This window comes from Methylophaga sp. OBS4, assembly GCF_026319305.1.
Taxonomy (GTDB): domain Bacteria; phylum Pseudomonadota; class Gammaproteobacteria; order Nitrosococcales; family Methylophagaceae; genus Methylophaga.
The window spans coordinates 38,500-58,290 of the sequence record NZ_JAPDMV010000014.1 but is presented as its reverse complement, the minus strand read 5'-3'; the positions used below and the strand labels follow the sequence as shown (position 1 = coordinate 58,290).

Here is a 19,791-nt window from a genome sequence, read left to right as displayed (position 1 = left end):
CTGCTTATCCTAAATTGACAGCTTGGGTTTGTGCTGGCGACCGTAAATCAGATTAATCACGGCGCGTGTGCCCATGATGGCTGTAAACATTGAGGTGATAATGCCCAAAGACAGCGTCACAGCAAAGCCCTTGATGGAACCGGTACCAAAACCGAATAACACGATAGCCGCGATCAACGTTGTGATATTGGCATCGGCAATAGTGGAGAAAGCTTTGCCGTAACCGGCATTAATGCTTGACTGCGGACTGTTACCGATACGCAGCTCTTCGCGGATACGTTCGAATATCAGCACATTAGCATCAACCGCCATACCCACGGTCAACACAATACCGGCGATACCCGGCAAGGTCAGTGTCGCCTGCAGCATCGACAACAAAGCAACAATAAATACCAGATTACTGGCCAGTGCCAGATTGGCAACAAAACCAAACACGCGGTACCAGACCAGCATGAATACCAAAACAAAAGCGAACCCGATCATGACCGAGGCAAACCCCTGATCAATATTATCCTGCCCCAGGCTGGGGCCAACGGTCCGTTCTTCCACAATCTCAATGGGTGCGGCCAAAGCACCGGCACGTAACAGTAATGCCAGGTCGCGTGCTTCGGTGGTGCTGTCCAGTCCGGTGATCTGGAATTTCTTGCTTAACTGATCGCGAATAGTCGCGACATTAATGATCTCCGGTACCTGACGGCGTACTTTAACCAGTTCGCCGTCGACTTCCTTGGTTTCGGTTTTGGACTCGATAAATACCACCGCCATCGGATTGCCGATATTGTCACGGGTGACATTACTGAAAGCACGTGCCCCTTTACCGTCCAGCGTGACCGATACGGCCGGTGAACCGGATTGCGGATCCAATGTAGAGGCGGCGTTAATGACATGTTCACCGGTCAGCATCACCCGTTTATTAAGCAGATAAGGCCTGCCATCACGGTGATAGAATAATTCTGAGTTGGCGGGCACCCGGCCATTCAGCGCGTCCTGAACGTCATGTTCAAAATCGACCAGTCTGAATTCCAAGGTGGCGGTCGCACCCAGAATTTTCTTGGCCTGCGCGGTATCCTGCACGCCCGGCAACTGCACCACAATGCGGCTATCACCCTGTTGCTGAACGGTTGGCTCGGCCACACCCAATTCATTAATACGATTACGCAGGGTGGTAATATTCTGCTGCAAAGCTAACGTTTTGGTCTCACGTAACGTGACTTCCGTTAGCTGCATTTGCAAAGCAGAAACAGTTTCGTCGTCCAGTACCGCAACCTGAAGGGCATCATAATCGCGACTGATAAGCGTTTCGGCCTGATCACGGGATTCTGCGTTACGGAACACAACGATCAGCTTTTGTTTATCAATCTTGATTTGTTTGTAGCGAATTTTCTCGTCACGCAAAGTGAGCCGAACATCACTGGCATAACCTTCCAATGCCTGTTTGACGGCAGCGTCCATATCCACTTCCATCAAAAAGTGCACCCCGCCCCGTAAATCAAGACCGAGATTCATCGGCTCAGCACCCAACGCCGCCAACCAGTCAGGTGTTGTTGCTGCCAGGTTGAGGGCGATAATGTAATCAGCCGGCAAGGTCTGGCTCAAGACTTCTTTTGCTTTCAACTGACTGTCAGCAGAAGTCAGTCGAATCAATAAGCGACCGTCTTCCAGCTCCACGCCTTTATACTCAATACCCGCTTCTTTAAGTGCCGTTTCAGCCTCATTCACCAGCGCCAGGTCAATCGTTGCAGCGCGACCTGCCGATACTTGAACCGCCGGATCATCACCGAACAGGTTCGGCATTGCATACACACCGGCCATTAATAAAACAGCCAGCACCAGTAGGTTCTTCCATAACGGATATCGGTTCATTTCTAGTTCCTGAGGTCTAATTCAAGCCATCTCACGACGGTAGGAGACGCAATTACAGTTTTTTCAGCGTACCCTTAGGCAAAATCGCATTCACTGACTCACGCCGTACCTTCACTTCCACATTTTCTGCAATCTGCACCGTGATGGCGTTATCGGTAATTTCAAGGATTTTGCCCATCAAACCACCGTCAGTGACCACTTCATCACCTTTGGCCAAAGCAGCCTGCATGGCACGGTGTTCTTTGGCGCGTTTTTGCTGAGGTCTGATCAACATGACATAGAACAACACCAGCAAGATGATTGGAAAAGCAAAATCCAGCAAACCGGGAGATGATGCTGCCTGAGTACCTGCTTCAGCAAAAGCAGGAGAAATGAAAAAATCCATCATAAATCCTCAAATCAAAGAGAAAAAAGAAACCGATTATGCCACAGCCATCCGTTTTCTTGATAGCAATGGACAGTAATCAGGTTCAGTCCGTTTCACGCAAGGCGTAAAATTCCTGGCGGAACTCGGCCAGGGTTGCGGTTTCAATCGCCTGTCTGAGTCCGCGCATCAGCGTTTGATAGTAATGCAGGTTATGAATCGTATTAAGTCGCGGCCCCAGCATTTCACTGGTGCGATCCAGATGATGCAGATAAGCACGGCTGTAATTTAGGCAGGTATAGCAATCACACAGCGGATCCAGCGGCCCGGTATCATTTTTAAAACGGCTGTTACGGATTTTAATCACGCCGTGGTGCACAAACAGATGTCCGTTGCGGGCATTACGAGTGGGCATCACGCAGTCAAACATATCCACACCCAGCATCACCGCTTCCACCAAATCTTCCGGCCGCCCCACCCCCATCAGGTAATGCGGTTTATCGGCCGGTATACGGCTAGCCAGATAAGTCAGTATGCGCAGCATATCTTCTTTCGGTTCGCCCACCGACAAGCCACCGATGGCATAACCATCAAAACCGATATCCGTCAGTCCCGCCAGCGACTCAGCTCGCAATTCTTCGTGCATGCCTCCCTGTACAATGCCAAACAAGGCAGACTTATTCTCCGTGTGTGCTTCTTTACTGCGTTTGGCCCAGCGCAAAGATAATTGCATTGATTCAGCAGCGGTTTTTTCATCGGCAGGATACGGCGTGCACTCATCGAAGATCATCACGATGTCGCTGCCTAAAGCACGCTGCACCGCCATCGACTCTTCCGGACCGAGAAAGACCTTATTGCCGTTGACCGGCGAACGGAAATGCACCCCTTGCTCGGTAATCTTGCGCAAATCACCGAGACTGAATACCTGAAAGCCGCCGGAATCGGTCAGAATAGGCCCCTGCCAGCGCATGAAATCATGCAGATCGCCATGTGCCGCGATAATCTCAATACCGGGACGCAGCATCAGATGAAAGGTATTGCCCAGAATAATCTCAGCACCGGTGGCGGAGACCTCTTCCGGCGTCATTGATTTTACCGAACCATAGGTCCCGACCGGCATAAATGCCGGTGTTTCCACCGTGCCCCGATCGAATGTCAGCCGTCCGCGACGGGCGTGGCCGTCCTGCGCAAGCAAATCAAACTTCATTTATGTCATTCCACAAAAAACGTGGCACAGGATACCATTTTATGCGATACAACAGCGAAAACGACGCATTATCCCCGACGTTACGCTAAGATCACGCCTGTTAACCCAATCTGGAGTCATGAATGTCCGATCCGAAAATCATCGTCGCCCTTGATTATGCCGATGCCGAGGCGGCACTGAAACTGGCCGATCAAATCGACCCCGATCGTGCCCGCGTTAAGGTGGGCAAGGAGTTGTTTACCCGCTCCGGCCCTGATGTGGTCAAAGCCCTGATTGGTCGCGGATTTGATGTATTTCTGGATCTGAAATATCACGATATTCCCCACACCGTCGGTCGCGCCTGTGCGGCGGCGGCCGATCTGGGCGTATGGATGCTTAATGTGCATACCCTCGGCGGTGCTGCCATGATGCAGGCTGCACGCCAGGCAGTCGGTGACAGCGAAGACTCCCCCATCCTGATTGGTGTCACCCTGCTGACCAGCATGGACCAGGCAACATTTGATCAGATTGGTCTTTCCGGCAGTATGACCGATACCGTAGTCAGGCTGGCACAACTTGCCAAAAACAGCGGACTTGATGGCGTAGTCTGCTCGGCACAGGAAGCTACGCCTTTGCGTCTGGCATTGGGCGCAGACTTCCAGTTAATTACACCCGGCATTCGTCCGGCCGGCAGTGATCGCGGTGACCAGCACCGCACCATGACACCGAAACAAGCCCTCGATGCCGGCAGTCATTTTCTGGTCATCGGTCGTCCGATTACCGCTGCTGCCGATCCGATGCAGGCCCTGCTGGAGATTGAAAGCAGTCTGAGTAACGGTTAAGCCTCAATAAAAAAGGCCATCATCATGATGGCCTTTATATCTCTGACTGGTTACGCTTTGCTAATTGAAGCCGATACCCTCGCCGCTTTCCAGCTCGTTGTAGCTCAGTATCGGTGAGTCACTGCCACATTCTGACTTGATCAGATGGGTACGCGTAACATCCACCGGCCCCAGATGCTGAATGGTACGACGTCCAAGTAAAATCGGATACAGCATATTGTCGCGATTGCGCAAACTGAACTGCTCCTCAAAAACCGTGTTACCGATACACACTTGCATCAGCACAACCGAACGCTTGTCGCGCCCGCCGGCCCCCCGGACACTGAAATCACGTAACAGCGGGCGCTCTATACGCTGCTTGACGCGCTCACCGACTTCGTTATCTCCAAGATCCACGGTAAACCTGACCCAGTCTTCCCCATCGCGTTCAAAGCGCTCAATATCTTCAGCATGCATGGATGAGGTCAGGGCGCCGGTATCCAGCTTCGCTTTGGCTTCAACACCCCATGGCTGCACCTTGATCTTTTCTATCCAGCCATAGGCTTGTTCAGCCAATGCTACATGACTAAACCCTGCCAGCCAGGCCACGATGCCAAATATGCTAAACAGTTTTCGAATCATCAAGTTCTCTCGCTAACGTTCACTTAGTAGAGTTAGTTTGAATGTTCTGTTTCAAGTTCCGGATGCTAAAACCACTGCGCCCTGTTTCAGGGAAATGCTTGTCTGCGCATCGCGCCCGTTAACAGCCATCCCTGAATTAAATAAAAACCTTTTTTGTATTGTGCAATCTATGGTTATTTTCATCAACAAAAAAAGCCTGCATGCAGCAAGCTTTTTGATTGTGTCGATAATCACCGTATCAGACTTTGAATTTGCCGGATGCTTCCTGCAATTGTGATGACAGGCTGCTCAGCGTCTCCACCGCGACAGAAGATTCGCGGGCACCTTCCGCGGTGTGCTCGGCAACCTGACTGATATTGACGATACCGCGGTTGATATCTTCCGCGACCGAGGACTGCTCGTTGGCCGCACTGGAAATCTGAGCACTCATTTCATCCATGGTGGAAATCATGGCAGTGATAGTATCCAGAGCCGCACCGGCGCTGGACGCTTTATCCACACTGTCGCGGGCACGTTCACGACTTTCGTTCATGACCTTCACAGCCACTTGTGCGCCCTGTTGCAGTCTTTCCACCATTTCTTCGATTTCGTGTGTGGAGGACTGGGTGCGGGCCGCCAGCGTTCGTACTTCATCTGCGACCACCGCAAAACCACGACCGTGCTCACCGGCGCGGGCCGCTTCGATGGCCGCATTCAGTGCCAATAGATTGGTCTGTTCGGTGATACCGCGGATAACATCAACTATTGCACCGATGTTACCGATATCCGCTTCCAGACTACTTAACGTTTCAGCGGCTTTTTCCACTTCACTGGCCAGCGAATCAATCGCTTCCATCGTTTCCAATACAACCTGTTTGCCGGCCTTGGCTTCATTATCAGCATTACGCGCAGCTTCAGCGGCATTGGATGCCGTTCTGGCCACTTCCTGCACCGAAGCGGCCATTTCGTTCATGGCTGTCGCTACCTGGGTAGTTTCTGACTGTTGCCTCAATACACCATCTACCGTTTCCCGGCTAATGCCTTCCATGTTTTGTGTTGCAGTGTTGAGCTGAGAAACGCCTCCTACCAGGGTATGAACCAGATTGGCGACATTTTTACGGGCGCTGTCCAGCTCAAACGCCATCCAGCTGAAATCGCTCTTACCCGGGATGACCACTTTTTGTGACAAATCACCTTTTTTAATATTCTGAATCGCTTCCACCAGCGTGGTGGCTCTTCTGTCACCAAAACGACCGATCACATGGGCCATATACATGATCAGCACACTACCCAGGACAACAAAACCCAGCACAGTGTATAACTGCTGTTGCGGCGGTATGCTGGCTCGCATCATGTACCACTCCAGTAATGCCAGTGCCACCAACCCGAAAATACCCAGGCCCGCCACAAGATACATTCTTTTTCTTAGTGAGAAGTTTTCTAATTTAAACACGTCCGCTCTCCCGGATAACGCTTGTAGTTATAGTTCAGATTCAGGCATATAAACTCAGGCCTACCGAAACCTGGTCTGAATCAGGATCTTCTTCGATCTCCCTATCTATATCGTCATCCTGACCGCTGGCTTGAGCAAAAATATGTGAAGATTGTGTTTGTTCAGATTCATCACCTTGTTGATGATGTTGCTGCTCACCTACTTCCGCATTCGCCAATTCAAGTCCACTTTCAGCAAAACTGTCACGCAATCTGGGCAGGGCCTGCTCTAAAGCGTCGCGTGTTGCTGCATGCTGGGCGAGAAACGTTACACTGGCCTGGTCGTTTTGTACATGCAACCTGACCTCAACCGGGCCCAGATTGGCAGGTGTGAGTCGCAATTCGGCTTGTTGCACACCTTCTTTGGCCATCCAGACCACACGACTACTCATTACTTTGGACCAGGCGGCATCCTGCAAACTCGGCTGAATATGCAGGCTGGGTGACTGCGGTGCGGCAGCCGTAACTGCAGCCGAGCTTGTGGCGTTAGGCGACATGGCCGTGGTCGGCAAACTGAAAGCCGAAGTCAAAACCGGAGCTGTACGTTCCGGTGGTTTATCCAGCATTTGTGTTAGTTGACGGCCTGCGGCTGATTCTTGTTGCTGCTGCTCATTGATTCTGGCGGCAATCAGGTTTCGTAAATTGAGCGGCACCTCTTTAGCGCCCTTGTTTTGCCGGTTTATTGCTTCCAGAATATCGGCCCTGAGCGCCAGCGGTTTATTATCACTGTTTTCAACGGCTTTCACGCTCTGCGCTACTTTTGTTTCTGTGCTATCGGCTTTTAACGGCAGCACGGCTTCTACAGCATTTTTCTCTGTCTTGGCGGACACCAGTTCACCGACTACGTCAGGACGGGAGGTGGAAACAGCGGCCTGTTTTTCTTCGCTGATGGCTTTATCAGCCTCAATAAGCTGAGCGACTGTCGGGGCCGGGCTATCCTTTGCCTGTACTGACTGCGCTTTATCTGCGACCTCTGTTCCTATGCGGGGTTGCATCCTGGCGGTCATGGCCACCGGTGCGGCACGGGCATGATCCACGGCCTGCTGACTGACTTCGACTTCAGCGCGGACAGGTTTCTCGGTAAGTGAAGGCGCGCTTCCTTTTGGCTGGTCAAATTCAGCTCCGGTTGCCACCCCTGTCTTGTTGTCGTCACTATCCAACGTAGTTGACTGTGCAGCTTGTTCAGCATCTGAATTCTCAGCGGCATTGTCAGAATGCGTTTCCGTATCAACACCGTCTTCTGGGCTGAACTGGATTTGCTGCTCTGCCAGCGGCAAATTCTTGCCGTCATCGGCTGCAGTTTTTTCCGTCTCTTCGACCATTGCCGCTTCAGGCTGTAGCCCCGTTTTTTCAGCTTTGGCTGATTGAGACTGTTCAGCGGGTTTATTGCCAGCAGACTGCAATTGTTTATCAAACTGAGTTGAAAAAGTCTCTACAGCCGCATTATCCGCAGGGGCAGGGTGTTTTCTGCCCGCGCCGGGCATAGGGCTGTCGATCTGAATAGTGACTGGTTGTGGCATAGTGCCTCCTGCTTAAGATCATCAATGACCCGTTATATTTCACAGGAGAATCTGCAATCGGTATGCCAAAAGAGATTTTCATATACAGTTCAGAACAACTCGATATCGCCGCTATCAAGATTCTGCTGCATGACTGATTTGTGCTGCACCGATTGAATTTTGGGGCAAAGCGAGGTGACAGAAGTATTCACCGTATTCAACAGCGTCCGACAATGTGCCAGATTATCAGGCTCTATTTGTGCCTGCTGCAGCTGATACATAAGCTGAGTCAGATCTTCAACCGCTTCGAGACGTTTCAGAATCTGCTGACTGAGCTGCGTACACATATCCTCAAATTGCAATGAGGTCACGGCCTGATTCACCAAGACCGATATCTGCTGACTGACGGCAGCGGTGCCGCTGATCACACCTTCGGTTTTCTGATTCAAATAAGTCATGGTCGCCGTCATGGCCGCCACTTTGGTTTTGCTGTTTAATACCAGGTCGGAATCGGCCGTTACCACATCATTAACGACATGAGACACATCTTCGAGTGTCGTTTTCACATTCATGGTTATCTGGCTGATTTCATCACTGAAAGCATCAGATTTTTGTGACAGTTTACGGACCTCATCAGCCACTACCGCAAAACCACCCCCGACTTCACCGGCACGCCCCGCCTCAGTCGCCGCATTTAATGCCAGTGAATTGGTCTGCAAGGCAATTTCCTTGACCTCATCCAACAAAGAAATCACACCATCGGCATTCTTATCCATCTTTTCCAGTTTCTGCATAACTGCGGCACTGTCGTCAGTAGTTTTGAGCCGCGTATCCATCAGTAAGTTGAGCAAGGATTCTGTTTCCGCAATAAAATCGGAAAAGCTCTGCCCGCCTGCATCATGGTCAATAAGGCTGCACAGCATTTTGTTTTCAATTTCAGTTTGTTCATTCAACCCCTGAAAACTATCAGTGAGTTGAGCTGTAGCCCCCTGGATCAAATTCATGATCTGCTGATTTTCATCACGGATACTGTTCAATTGCGACTGAAGATTACCGACAGTCTCCTTGCTCAGTGCCTGCACTTTTTCAGCCACGTCGGCATCAATCTCTTGTGCAATCAGCACATCAGCGGGTTTGTTCTCAAGCGGCAAAAGAAAATGCCAGATAACCACCGGTAGCATAACCAACAAAGCACTGGGCCATCCCGATATCAGCAAAGCGGCGAGCATAGCCAAAGCAGCAATAACCCATGCAAATATTCCATTTTTATTCATAAATTGTCTTCCCAGCCATAATCCATCAGCACATGACAGTGTAGTTAAAGCTTGTTCCCGTCCGTTCCAGTTATCGGCTCAGCGCCATGATTTCCGCAGCTATTCCCTGCAAAGGTAAAACTTTTTCCGTAGCACCGGCTTTTATTGCCGCCCCCGGCATGCCCCATACCACGCTGGTTTTTTCATCCTGAGCCAGGTTAAAGGCACCTGCCTGTCGCATTTCCAGCATACCCCGCGCACCATCACTTCCCATTCCGGTAAGCATGATACCGACCGCATTGGGGCCGACATGTTGAGCCACTGAACGAAACAACACATCCACCGAAGGTTTGTGACGCGATACTGGCGGCCCGTCATTGAGCCGGCAGTAATAACAAGCGCCGCTTCGCTCAACCAGCAAATGCCGGTCGCCCGGGGCAATATAAGCATGACCGGGTAAAATCTGTTCACCCTCCTCAGCCTGCCTGACTTGTATGGACGCAAGCCCGTCAACGCGTTTGGCAAATGCAGCACTGAAAGCAACAGGGATATGTTGGGTAATGACAATAGCGGGCGCATCCGCAGGCAGCGCGCACAAAACTTGTTTAATGGCTTCACTACCACCGGTTGAGGCGCCCATGGCAATCACCTTTTCTGTCATTTTAAGCCTGGTCGCTTTTCCAGCTTGTGGCGCCAATACAGTCTCTACACTCAATTTCTCTGCTGCTCCGGGACCGGGCCTACGTTCCAATGCGCTTACATTGACTACGGCGGCGGCTTTTACTTTGGCGATGATTTCTTCGGCGTAATCTGCAAAAGTATGGGACAAATCCAGTTTGGGTTTTGCTACAAAATCAAACGCCCCCAGTTCCAGGGCTTCCAAAGTAACCTGGGCACCGTGTTCAGTCAGCGCCGATACCATCACCACCGGCATCGGTCTGAGCCGCATCAGATTGCGCAAGAAGGTGACACCATCCATCCGGGGCATTTCCACATCCAGCGTCAATACATCAGGATTAAAGATTTTTATTTTTTCACGGGCCTGATAGGGATCGGCCGCTATCGCGACCACTTCAATTTCAGCATCGGCATTGAGTATATCGCTCAGCAACTGCCGTATCAGCGCCGAATCATCAACCACAATAACCGAAATCTTTTTCATGCCGCTATCCCCTGTTCAAAACAGCTCAACCTCACCCGTTTGAGGTTGTGTTGTAAGCGCATTGACATAATTCGCTTCACGTACAATGAGGGTATCGTTATGCATGGATCGCAAACGTTTGACTCGCATTTGACCGGTCTGCGGGTGGTAAATAACCTTTCTCGGGTGGACATCACCCAGATCCAGGGCAACAACATCAAGGCTCTCAAGACGAACGTATTCCAGTACAAAGTCAATATTCCGCTGGCCGACGTCGGACATATTTTTGACAACTTTGCCGCCACCGGTCAGTTTCACTTCCAGGTTTTCCCTGCGCGCGCCCAACTTGATAATTTCATTGATCAAATGTTCCATGGCATGGCTGCCATAGCGGGTTTCCACGCTCAACCATTGTGATGAACTGTTATTGCTGAGTGGCAGCATAAAATGGTTCATACCACCTATGCCGGATGTCCGATCACGAATACAGGCTGACACACAAGAGCCCAATGTCGTGGCGATAATTTCCTTCGGATCACTGGTGACATAAAATTCACCGGGCATGAGCTTTGCGGCCCAACGACCACTTAGCCGGTCCCAATAGCGATTGATATGCTCAAAGCCTTTCAGGCAGGCTGGCTGCACAGGGCGTTGCGCCATCATATGGGCAATTGCCTGTATATCGTGTGTCCGAGCGATATAAAACGGTCCGTGACTTTGTACAGGGATTCGGAATGGCCGATAAACAAATAACCATTAGGAACGAGTATGTCCGCATAGCGCCTGAATAATCGGGCCTGTGTTTGCTTATCAAAATAAATCACCACATTGCGGCAGAATATGATGTCGAAACAACCTTTCATCGGCCAGGAATGCAACAGATTAAGCTGTTTGAAAGTCACCAGTTGTTTCAGGCTCTGCCTGACCTTGACCAGACCTTTATTCTGTCCCGTGCCATGCCGGAACCATTTTTTGCTCATCGCTTCCGGCAAGGCGCTGATACGTTCGGCAGCATAAATACCTTGTTTACCGTGAGCAACGACATTAGCATCAAGATCCGTCGCCAGTATTTTGATGTCCCAGTCCTCAAGATCAGGCACAGCTTCTCTGAGGCAGATCGCTATGCTGTAGGGTTCTTCGCCGGTAGAACAACCTGCAGACCAAATGCGAATTTTTTTACTGGCCTGATTATGGCGCAGTAAATCAGGAATGACCTTATGCTTGAGATAGTCAAAATGGTGTTTTTCACGAAAAAAGGCAGTGAGGTTGGTGGTGATGGCATTGATCAGAAACTCATGCTCCTCATTGTTGCCGGCATCAATCGCATCACAAAAAGCATCAAAACTGCCGGCGAACTGCTTGCGAATGCGTTTCGACAGCCTGCCATAGACCATATCTTTCTTAGCATCCGACAACACAATACCCGTCTGGGCCGTTACAAACGCTCGCAGGCGATTGAAATGTCTTTCAGAAAACTCAAACTCACGCCCCAATGCTCCGGTCACTTCAAGCTCTCCCTGAGAACGGATATCGACAGGTCAGCACCTGCCATTTATTGAGTTCCTAGAACTCATCCCACTCATCGTCGTCCTGCTGCGCCCGGCGGTTTGAAGGGGTGACGGCTTTTGGGGACCGTGCAAGCGGGCGCTCCACTCTGACCTGAGATCGCCGGTCCTGCAGCAAGGGCAAGGCAGTTTCCTTACCGGTATCAAAAAACGCCATCATCCTTTGCAGGTTTTTACCTTGCTCGTCCAGTGATTCGCTCGCTGCGGCGGCTTGTTCGGCCAGCGCCGCATTTTGCTGTGTCATCTCATCCATATGACTCACTGCTTTGTTAACCTGCTCGATACCAGAAGTCTGCTCTACGCTGGCCGCCGCAATTTCAGAGATGATATCGCCGACTTTTTTGGCCCCTTCGACAATCTCTTCCAGCGTGCGTCCGGACTCATCCACCAGGGCGGAGCCTTCTCTGACTTTTTCACCACTGTCATTAATAAGTTCTTTGATTTCCTTGGCCGCGGCTGCTGAACGCTGTGCCAGATTTCTCACTTCTGAAGCCACCACCGCAAAACCGCGGCCTTGCTCACCGGCACGTGCGGCTTCAACCGCCGCATTCAAAGCCAGCATATTGGTCTGGAAGGCAATCTCGTCAATCACACCGATAATATCCGCTACTTTTTTGCTGGATGTGCTGATCGCCGTCATCGCTTCAATCGCATTTTGAATCACGTAACCGCCTTTTTCAGCTTTTTCCCGTGCATCGGCTGCCAGTTGATTGGCTTGACGGGCATTGTCCGAGTTCTGTCTCACCGTGCCGGTCAACTCCTCCATGCTGGAGGCAGTTTCTTCCAGAGAAGAAGCCTGTTCTTCCGTGCGCTGACTCAAGTCAACATTACCCTGAGAAATCTCTGCAGCGCCGGAAGATATACTGACTGCCGTTTCGGTAATGTCCTGCACAATTGCCGAGATTTTGGTCACGGTGTCATTAATCGCTTCCTGTAACAGGGCGAATTCACCTTCGTATTCACCCTCCAAAAGCTTGGTCAAATCGCCTTCGGACATGGCATTCATCACCACAGAAGTCGACGCCAACACATCATGAACCGTCATTTGCAGGTGTTTTTGCTCGGTGATATCTGCTGCGTATTTAACCACTTTGTAGGGTCTGCCATTCAAATCCAGAATCGGGTTATAGCTGGCCTGCAGCCAGACTTCCTTACCGCCACGACCTACGCGTTTGTACTCGCCCGTATCAAATTCACCCCGATTTAATTTGGCCCATAACTCAGTGTATTCCGGGCTTCGGCTCAGATCTGGTTCAGCAAACATGCGGTGATGTTTTCCTATCACTTCATCTCGTGAATAACCCACAACATTCAGAAAGTTATCGTTCACATCGATAATGGTGCCATCCATCTCGAAACTGATAACTCCCATGGCTTTGTTAATAGCATCAATCTGACCTTGAATATCGGCACTTCTGAGCTTCTCGGCAGTCACGTTGTGCCACTCAAGCATATTGCCAGCATAAACACCGGCGTCATTGTACATAGCGGTAACATTAAGGCGGAAAGCCAGCGGCCCAACCACAATGTCAGCCAGGTAAGGCAGGTTATTCGGATCACTGAGTAGTTGCCGCTGATGTGTTGGATTTTTATGGAACATATCAATATTCGTTCCAACCAGATCGCTTACCGTAAAACCCGGAAAAATGCTGCGCAATACCGTCTCATGCTCAGTCAACATATCGATTATTGACTGGTTGGCATAGGTAATATTGAAGTCACGGTCAATCATCATGACTGCGGTAGCGGCACCATCCAGTGCCGATGCCAGTATGCTGGACATAGTATCTTCTTCTTTGCTGACTGACGTCACCGCCATATCATTTGCCTCCGTAGCTTCATATGCGTCCAACATTATTTGTGTGACCGTGTTCAGTGTGTTAGTCCAGGCTGTATTGACTTCGTCTGTCCAGTCATCACCGGCACACATGCTCAGTACCGCCAGCAAACTTGTCATCACTTTGTCGAAATCTTCGGCTTCCACGCCATAATTCTGGTGCCGGGCACCCAGACTTTGCAGGTAATCGTTAAGGATCTGGGGGTTACGCAGGTTCTGTACCAGCAATACCAGTGAAGCAAGCAATTTCTTATGCTGTCCGGCCATTGATACACCCTCGAACAATGGCTTGAGTTCAGGGTAGTGGCTAAACAAGTACTGATAAAAATCAACGACAATCTGCTCTCCCTGAGTGGCCAGCTCAGCGAAGCTCTCCTCCACCAGTTCCGTATCGGACTTTTTTGCCACACCTTTGAGCCTGACGGCACGTCTGGATCGGATCCGCGGTGCCGTGGCCTTCTCAAGTCCGGCTTCGACAGCGATTTCATTATCCTCCGCCAGCCATGCCAGAGGATCGTCTCCCATTGCTGTTTTTTTCTCAGCCATCGGCTGTTCTCCCGCTCATCAGATCAGAAGCCAAAGACTGATAATCTTCAGCACCGGCACTGCTTTTTTTATAATCAAAAATAGTTTTGCCAAAACTCGGACACTCCGCCAGCGCAACGTTTTCACGTACCGGCGTGTGAAACACCCGTCCGGGGAAGTATTTCAGAATTCTTTTACGCACTTCTTCCGTCAGCTTCCGCCGCATCTGCATCCGGGTTGAAACCAGCCACAAACGGATGCGATGTCCCGCCAGTTGTTCAGCCCGTTTAAGAATTTGCATCATCCGTGATAAACCTTGCAGCGATAAATAGTCTCCGGAAACCGGAATTAGTAATTCATTGGCCGCAAACATCGCATTAACCCCTAGCAGCCCGGATGAAGGCGGACAATCAATCAACACAAAGTCATACCGACTGAGTGACGATTGTTCCAGCGCCTGGCGAAGCCTGTTGCCCCGTTTCATCCCTCCCTGGCTGAGATGCTCAAATTCGCCCAGACGCGTGCCTGCAACCAGCAAATCAAGATTGTCCCGCGCCTTGAATTTGATGTCGTCGATGGCGGCGCCGTCAAGTAACACCTGATCCATACCTGCCACACTGTTATTAAAGCCGAGACTGGTAGCCACCTGACCTTGTGGATCCATATCAAGTAACGCGACCTTATTACCCGCCTGCGCCAACGCATGCCCCAGGTTAACGGTGGTGGTGGTTTTGCCGACACCTCCCTTCTGGTTCATGATTGCGATTACCCGGGTTTTCATAATTCTATAAGCACCTTCAGCCTATCTGTTCACGACTGAGTAATATGTCAATGTCCAGCAGCATCGTCATATTGTTATCGATACTGACTATGCCGGTGATAAATTCAGTACTCGCCACTTGGCCAAAATCCGGCGTATTTTTAATCTCTTCCGGGCGGATATTGCGAGCATCCGATACCGCGTCCACCACGATACCGACCGTACGCTGACTGAGATCATGAACTTTCAATACCACAACAACGGTGGTATTGCTGTAGGCACAAAAAGGCATATCAAAAAACAGCCGTAAATCGACAATTGGCACGATGGCACCGCGCAGATTCAAGACACCACACAAATGCGGCGGAGTATTAGGAATAGGCGTGACCGGATCCCAGCCTTTGATTTCCTGCACCCGCAGAATTTCAACGCCATAATGCTCATTATTAAGCTCAAAAGTCAGATACTGCAGCGTGCCGTCTGCAACATTGCCCATCACATCCAGCATCTCGCCAATCTGATTAAGCTCCGTCATCATCACTCCTCAGGCTGCTTGTACTGACTGGCGTTGTTGCGCCAGTGACGGATCACGATACAAGGCCATCAGACCGGCAATATCAATAATCAAAGCCACCGAGCCATCCCCCAGAATGGTGGCACCGGCCACGCCCATGACCTTGCGAAAGTTAGTTTCCAGACTCTTGATAACCACCTGTTGCTGCGCCAGCAGTTCATCTACAAACAGGCCGACTTTGTGATCCTCGCATTCGACCACCACCAGCAAATCGTCTTCTAGGCGCTCGGTTGTGTTTTTCAAATTAAATACATCACCGAGCCGTATCAGCGGCACATACTCATCACGCAATGGATATAACTCACCCTTGCCGGTCACGTTTTTGACCGTATCCTGTTTTATTTCCACCGACTCAATAATCGAAATCAGCGGAATAATATATTTCTGATCCGCCACCTGAATGATCTGACCATCCATAATTGCCAGCGTCAACGGCAAACGAATAGTGAAAGTGGACCCCACACCGCGTTCTGAATGAACTTCGACGCTGCCCCCCAGACTGTTGATATTCTTGCGTACCACATCCATGCCAACACCACGGCCGGACACATCACTGACAACATCGGCAGTGGAGAAGCCGGGCAGAAATATCAGCTCATGAATTTTATCGGCTGTCAGTATTTCTGAGGGTGAAATCAGGTCTCGTTCAATAGCTTTTTGCAGAATCTTGTCTTCGTTAAGACCGGTACCATCATCGCTGATCTCAATCACGATATTGCCGCCTTGATGGTAGGCATTAAGATGCAACAAACCCGTCTCTGGTTTACCGGCAGCAATACGCTGCTCCGACGTTTCAAGTCCGTGGTCCAGCGAGTTACGAACCAGATGCACCAGCGGATCACCGATTTTTTCCATCACGGTTTTATCCAGCTCGGTTTGTTCCCCTGTCAGCTTCAGTTCCACCTGCTTGCCCATTTTGGCGCTCAGATCATGCACCAGCCGGGGAAAACGGTTAAAAGCAAAACTGAGAGGCAACATGCGAATACGCATAATGCCTTCCTGCAACTCACGGGTATTACGTTCCAGTTGCTCCAGTCCATCAATCAATTGCGGCAGTTTTTGCGGATCAAAATTCTCCCCCATCTGACTGAGCATGGACTGGGTAATCACTAGTTCGCCGACCAGATTGATCAATGTATCCACTTTATCGGTGCCTACCCGAATCGAAGACATGGCCGGGTCGCTGCTGGCGACTTTTTTGGTTTCCGGTGTTTTGTCAGGCGGTTGAATAGCTGCGGCCACAGCAGCCGGCGTCTTGCCAGCGCTTATGTTTTCCAGTTCCGCATCCGGCTTAGTTGAGCGTATTTCACTGGCTGAGTCATGAACAGGCGGTAACGGCGTAATACTCAGTTCACAGTCACCTTCCACCCACTCAAAAATCTCGTTTATCGCCGCTAAAGTTACAGCGCCGGTCAGTTCAATTTGCCAGTTTAAATAGCTGTCTTCCGGTTCCAGATCAGTGAACGCCGGTAGCTGACTGTCATCCAGTGTCGCTTTTATGTCACCCAGTTCCGCCAACTCGCACAGCATACGCACCGGGTCATTCCCGCTTTGCAGTAAATGCGGGTGAGGGTTGAACTGAATCAGCCAGCCGGAAGGTTCCCTATCACTATCGGCAACGCTTTGTTCGTTAATCTGAGGATCGCTGTCCGCTACACTAAGTAATTGCTTGAGCCGGATCGAGACTTCAGCAATACGAGCCTCATCCGTAGCGGCTGACTGCTGAACGGCCGTCAGCATTTCACGCAACACATCAACGGCTTCCAGTATTACGTTCACAGCTTCCGTACTGACATCGCGTTGCCCATTACGCATTTCATCCAGCAAGGGTTCCAGACTGTGGGTAAAAGCAGAAATCTGCCTGAAACCAAATGTACCCGCCCCGCCCTTAATTGAATGCGCAGCTCTGAAAAGGGTATCGATTGTTTCGATGTCCGGGCGGCCTTCACCCATGCTGAGCAGCCCCATTTCCATGGCGTCCAGTCCTTCAAAGCTCTCTTCGAAGAAGATTTGATGAAACTGCGAGACATTGATGCTCATGAGATTATTCCGCAGAGTGCATTTCCAGGTATCGCGGCTATAGACATATTGTCAGCCCAGTACTTTCTTGACTGTCACCAGCAACTGTTCCGGATTAAAGGGTTTTACCAGCCAGCCGGTTGCACCGGCGGCCCGGCCTTCCTGTTTTTTATCCGGCCCGGCTTCGGTGGTCAGCACCAGAATCGGCGTAAAACGATAGGCAGGCAGTTGCCTCAGTTCGCGAGTCAAACTCAAACCATCCATCACCGGCATATTGACATCGGTTAACACCAGATCAAACGACTGGTTTTTGGCAATATCCAGCGCATGTTTGCCGTCCTGCGCGTCCGTTACCATGTGACCAGCGCCCTTCAGCGTAAAAGCGACCATCTGCCGCATTGATGCTGAATCATCCACTGCAAGAATATTAGCCATGGTTATAAACGCTCCTTATCCAAACCTTAACCGCTTTATGCATTATTCCGCTTCATACAATCTTTCCACTATGCAGCGATATAGAAAGCATTCATTCCTAATATATCGACTGTGTCACAAAAAACCTTACTCGGATCAGACCAAATAATCACTACTCCTTGTGTTCTGGCATCACGCTGAAAACTGTAAAGCATTTGCACAGCAGCCGTATCAATACGCTCTATGCGGCTGATATCAATGCTGACCGCTTGCTCCTCGGCCAGTGAAGTCAGCAATCTGGAATACATCCCAGCCACTTGAGCAATGGTGAGAGATTCGCCACAGTCAATTTCGATAATATTGTCAGCCATCATGTTTACTGCCAGCCTAGTAACGGATAAAAAAATCTGTATCGCTATCAATCAGGCTGGAGCCGCCATCCTGCCAGCCAATGTTTATCATTACTTTATTTGAAGGGGAAAGAGTGGTTGCCATTTGAGAATAAATTTTCGTCGCTGCGGTAATTGCAATTTGTCGACCAGAAGACATTTTTGCTGCGCTTTTGCCTGTTATCATCGCGACGGTCCTCAATCGGGCTTGTTATCAGCAGAGCAAGCTAAACAACTGCGTCGTCGCTGACTGTATATATCGGCTGTTCGGAGGGAAAACTTACTAAATTTGTGAAGAAAGTTGATTTGTGACCAAATACAAACCATGAAAGTCTGAAGCAGTGATAAATACGAAAGAGAAACAGCCCTAGTTGTTTAGTCCCATCCAGTGAAGGTTTATTTTTGTATTCACACATACAATACCGTTACTTGGAAAGGAGTCAATTATGGGACAGGTATTACACCCTTGCGCCAAAACGACACAGGCAACCCGTCGAGCAATACAAAATAGTGAAGAGAGCTTGATGGTGTTAGCCCGGCGTTACGGCATAAACCCGAAGACAGTGGCGAAATGGCGTGCGCGCAAAGACGAAGGGGCCTTAGACCGAAAGATGGGCGCAAAAATGTCGCGCTCAGTGTTGAGCGCAACGGATGAAGCTATTATTTGCGAATTTCGACGTCAAACACGACTTCCCCTGGACGATTGTTACGATGTCCTTAAAGAGCAAATTCCACAACTGAGTCGCTCCAACTTGCATCGCTGTCTGCAAAGACACGGCTTGTCACGTCTGCCCAAGGAAGAGCAGGATGCCGCACCGAAGAAACAATTCAAGGACTATCCCATCGGTTTTGTGCATGTGGACATCTCGAACATTCATGTCGGTAGCCAAAAACTTTATCTCTTTGTCGGTATCTGTCGCGTATCCAAATATGCCTTTGCTGAAGTCTTCGAGAGTATGACCACCCTTGATGCACTCGCTTTCCTCGACAACCTCATCAAAGCCTGCCCCTTCAAAATTCACACTATCCTGACCGATAACGGTCCACAATTCACCTATATAAAGAACATCGTCAAACGTGGCAAAGGTCCCGCAAAGCGTCACCGTTTTGACCTGGCCTGCCAGAAACACGGTATTCGCCACAAAATAACACAGCCCTACCGACCACAGACCAACGGACAAGTTGAGCGTATGAACCGTACCCTCAAAGACGCCACCACCAAGCGCTACTATTATGAAAACGTTGAACAGCTAAAAAGACATCTGGAGAGCTTTCTGATGGCTTATAACTGTGCGAAAAAACTTTCCGCTCTCAAAAGAAAAACGCCCTATGAAGCTATCTTGTTTTGGTGGGATAAGCAGCCAAAACTCTTCAACATTAATCCTCTCCATCACTGGATGGGACTAAACACCTAGCCACTAATCAGTTTTCAGGGCTTCTCTAAATTCTAATTTTTAGAGAAGCCCTTT

19 protein-coding genes are annotated in these 19,791 nt (G+C 50.1%); 2 read left to right on the top strand and 17 right to left on the bottom strand.

All coding sequences use genetic code 11. From position 1 onward, the window contains the following. Window positions 1-9: 9 nt before the first annotated feature. The 3 genes from secD to tgt all read right to left on the bottom strand — a co-directional run bounded on the left by secD (window position 10) and on the right by tgt (window position 3,434). Window positions 10-1,863 (bottom strand): protein translocase subunit SecD, encoded by a 1,854-nt coding sequence (gene secD, locus OMP95_RS06045; protein ID WP_266326988.1) that lies wholly within the window; start codon window positions 1,861-1,863, stop codon window positions 10-12. Between the two features lie 52 nt (window positions 1,864-1,915). Further along, entirely contained in the window at window positions 1,916-2,248 is a 333-nt protein-coding gene (gene yajC, locus OMP95_RS06040) for a preprotein translocase subunit YajC (protein WP_266327013.1), read from the bottom strand. Between the two features lie 85 nt (window positions 2,249-2,333). Next, the gene (gene tgt / locus OMP95_RS06035) at window positions 2,334-3,434 is read right to left on the bottom strand and encodes a tRNA guanosine(34) transglycosylase Tgt (protein ID WP_266326986.1); all 1,101 of its coding nucleotides are present in this window, start codon (window positions 3,432-3,434) and stop codon (window positions 2,334-2,336) included. Window positions 3,435-3,556: 122 nt separating this feature from the next. Here tgt and pyrF point away from each other — a divergent pair, with 122 nt between their 5' ends. Beyond that, a complete protein-coding gene (pyrF, locus tag OMP95_RS06030; protein WP_266326984.1) occupies window positions 3,557-4,255 on the top strand; it encodes an orotidine-5'-phosphate decarboxylase in 699 nt (232 codons plus the stop codon). A gap of 60 nt (window positions 4,256-4,315) precedes the next feature. Here pyrF and OMP95_RS06025 read toward each other — a convergent pair whose 3' ends face one another. From OMP95_RS06025 to OMP95_RS05955, 14 genes are all read right to left on the bottom strand, one after another. Beyond that, window positions 4,316-4,876: an ATP-dependent zinc protease gene (locus tag OMP95_RS06025; RefSeq protein ID WP_266326982.1), complete on the bottom strand. Its 561-nt coding sequence runs from the start codon at window positions 4,874-4,876 to the stop codon at window positions 4,316-4,318. Window positions 4,877-5,114: 238 nt separating this feature from the next. Beyond that, window positions 5,115-6,308 (bottom strand): methyl-accepting chemotaxis protein, encoded by a 1,194-nt coding sequence (locus OMP95_RS06020; protein WP_266326980.1) that lies wholly within the window; start codon window positions 6,306-6,308, stop codon window positions 5,115-5,117. 40 nt (window positions 6,309-6,348) lie between these two features. Then, on the bottom strand, window positions 6,349-7,866 hold the full coding sequence (locus OMP95_RS06015) for a flagellar hook-length control protein FliK (RefSeq protein ID WP_266326978.1): 1,518 nt from the start codon (window positions 7,864-7,866) through the stop codon (window positions 6,349-6,351). 89 nt (window positions 7,867-7,955) lie between these two features. Next, window positions 7,956-9,119, bottom strand: a complete 1,164-nt coding sequence (locus tag OMP95_RS06010) for a methyl-accepting chemotaxis protein (protein ID WP_266326976.1) — start codon at window positions 9,117-9,119, stop codon at window positions 7,956-7,958. A 70-nt stretch (window positions 9,120-9,189) separates the two neighbouring features. Next, on the bottom strand, window positions 9,190-10,260 hold the full coding sequence (locus tag OMP95_RS06005) for a protein-glutamate methylesterase/protein-glutamine glutaminase (RefSeq protein ID WP_266326974.1): 1,071 nt from the start codon (window positions 10,258-10,260) through the stop codon (window positions 9,190-9,192). A gap of 15 nt (window positions 10,261-10,275) precedes the next feature. After that, the gene (gene cheD, locus OMP95_RS06000; RefSeq protein ID WP_266326972.1) at window positions 10,276-10,902 is read right to left on the bottom strand and encodes a chemoreceptor glutamine deamidase CheD; all 627 of its coding nucleotides are present in this window, start codon (window positions 10,900-10,902) and stop codon (window positions 10,276-10,278) included. Then, complete coding sequence (locus tag OMP95_RS05995; protein ID WP_266326970.1) at window positions 10,899-11,744, bottom strand: CheR family methyltransferase; 846 nt, start codon at window positions 11,742-11,744, stop codon at window positions 10,899-10,901. The genes cheD and OMP95_RS05995 overlap by 4 nt, the downstream gene beginning before the upstream one ends. Window positions 11,745-11,802: 58 nt before the next feature. Beyond that, window positions 11,803-14,187: a methyl-accepting chemotaxis protein gene (locus OMP95_RS12495; RefSeq protein WP_323135111.1), complete on the bottom strand. Its 2,385-nt coding sequence runs from the start codon at window positions 14,185-14,187 to the stop codon at window positions 11,803-11,805. Further along, the gene (locus tag OMP95_RS05980) at window positions 14,180-14,947 is read right to left on the bottom strand and encodes a ParA family protein (RefSeq protein WP_266326968.1); all 768 of its coding nucleotides are present in this window, start codon (window positions 14,945-14,947) and stop codon (window positions 14,180-14,182) included. Before OMP95_RS05980 ends, OMP95_RS12495 begins: the two co-directional genes overlap by 8 nt. Window positions 14,948-14,963: 16 nt before the next feature. Further along, window positions 14,964-15,464 carry a chemotaxis protein CheW gene (locus OMP95_RS05975; RefSeq protein ID WP_266326966.1) on the bottom strand — a complete coding sequence of 167 codons (501 nt, stop codon included), beginning with the start codon at window positions 15,462-15,464 and terminating at the stop codon, window positions 14,964-14,966. Window positions 15,465-15,470: 6 nt separating this feature from the next. Next, window positions 15,471-17,540: a chemotaxis protein CheA gene (locus OMP95_RS05970; RefSeq protein WP_266326964.1), complete on the bottom strand. Its 2,070-nt coding sequence runs from the start codon at window positions 17,538-17,540 to the stop codon at window positions 15,471-15,473. A gap of 51 nt (window positions 17,541-17,591) precedes the next feature. Then, on the bottom strand, window positions 17,592-17,954 hold the full coding sequence (locus OMP95_RS05965; protein WP_266326962.1) for a response regulator: 363 nt from the start codon (window positions 17,952-17,954) through the stop codon (window positions 17,592-17,594). 68 nt (window positions 17,955-18,022) lie between these two features. Beyond that, the gene (locus OMP95_RS05960; RefSeq protein ID WP_266326960.1) at window positions 18,023-18,307 is read right to left on the bottom strand and encodes an STAS domain-containing protein; all 285 of its coding nucleotides are present in this window, start codon (window positions 18,305-18,307) and stop codon (window positions 18,023-18,025) included. Window positions 18,308-18,320: 13 nt separating this feature from the next. Then, window positions 18,321-18,509 carry a hypothetical protein gene (locus tag OMP95_RS05955; protein WP_266326959.1) on the bottom strand — a complete coding sequence of 63 codons (189 nt, stop codon included), beginning with the start codon at window positions 18,507-18,509 and terminating at the stop codon, window positions 18,321-18,323. Window positions 18,510-18,768: 259 nt separating this feature from the next. Here OMP95_RS05955 and OMP95_RS05950 point away from each other — a divergent pair, with 259 nt between their 5' ends. Next, window positions 18,769-19,737: an IS481 family transposase gene (locus OMP95_RS05950; RefSeq protein WP_266326957.1), complete on the top strand. Its 969-nt coding sequence runs from the start codon at window positions 18,769-18,771 to the stop codon at window positions 19,735-19,737. Window positions 19,738-19,791 lie beyond the last annotated feature (54 nt).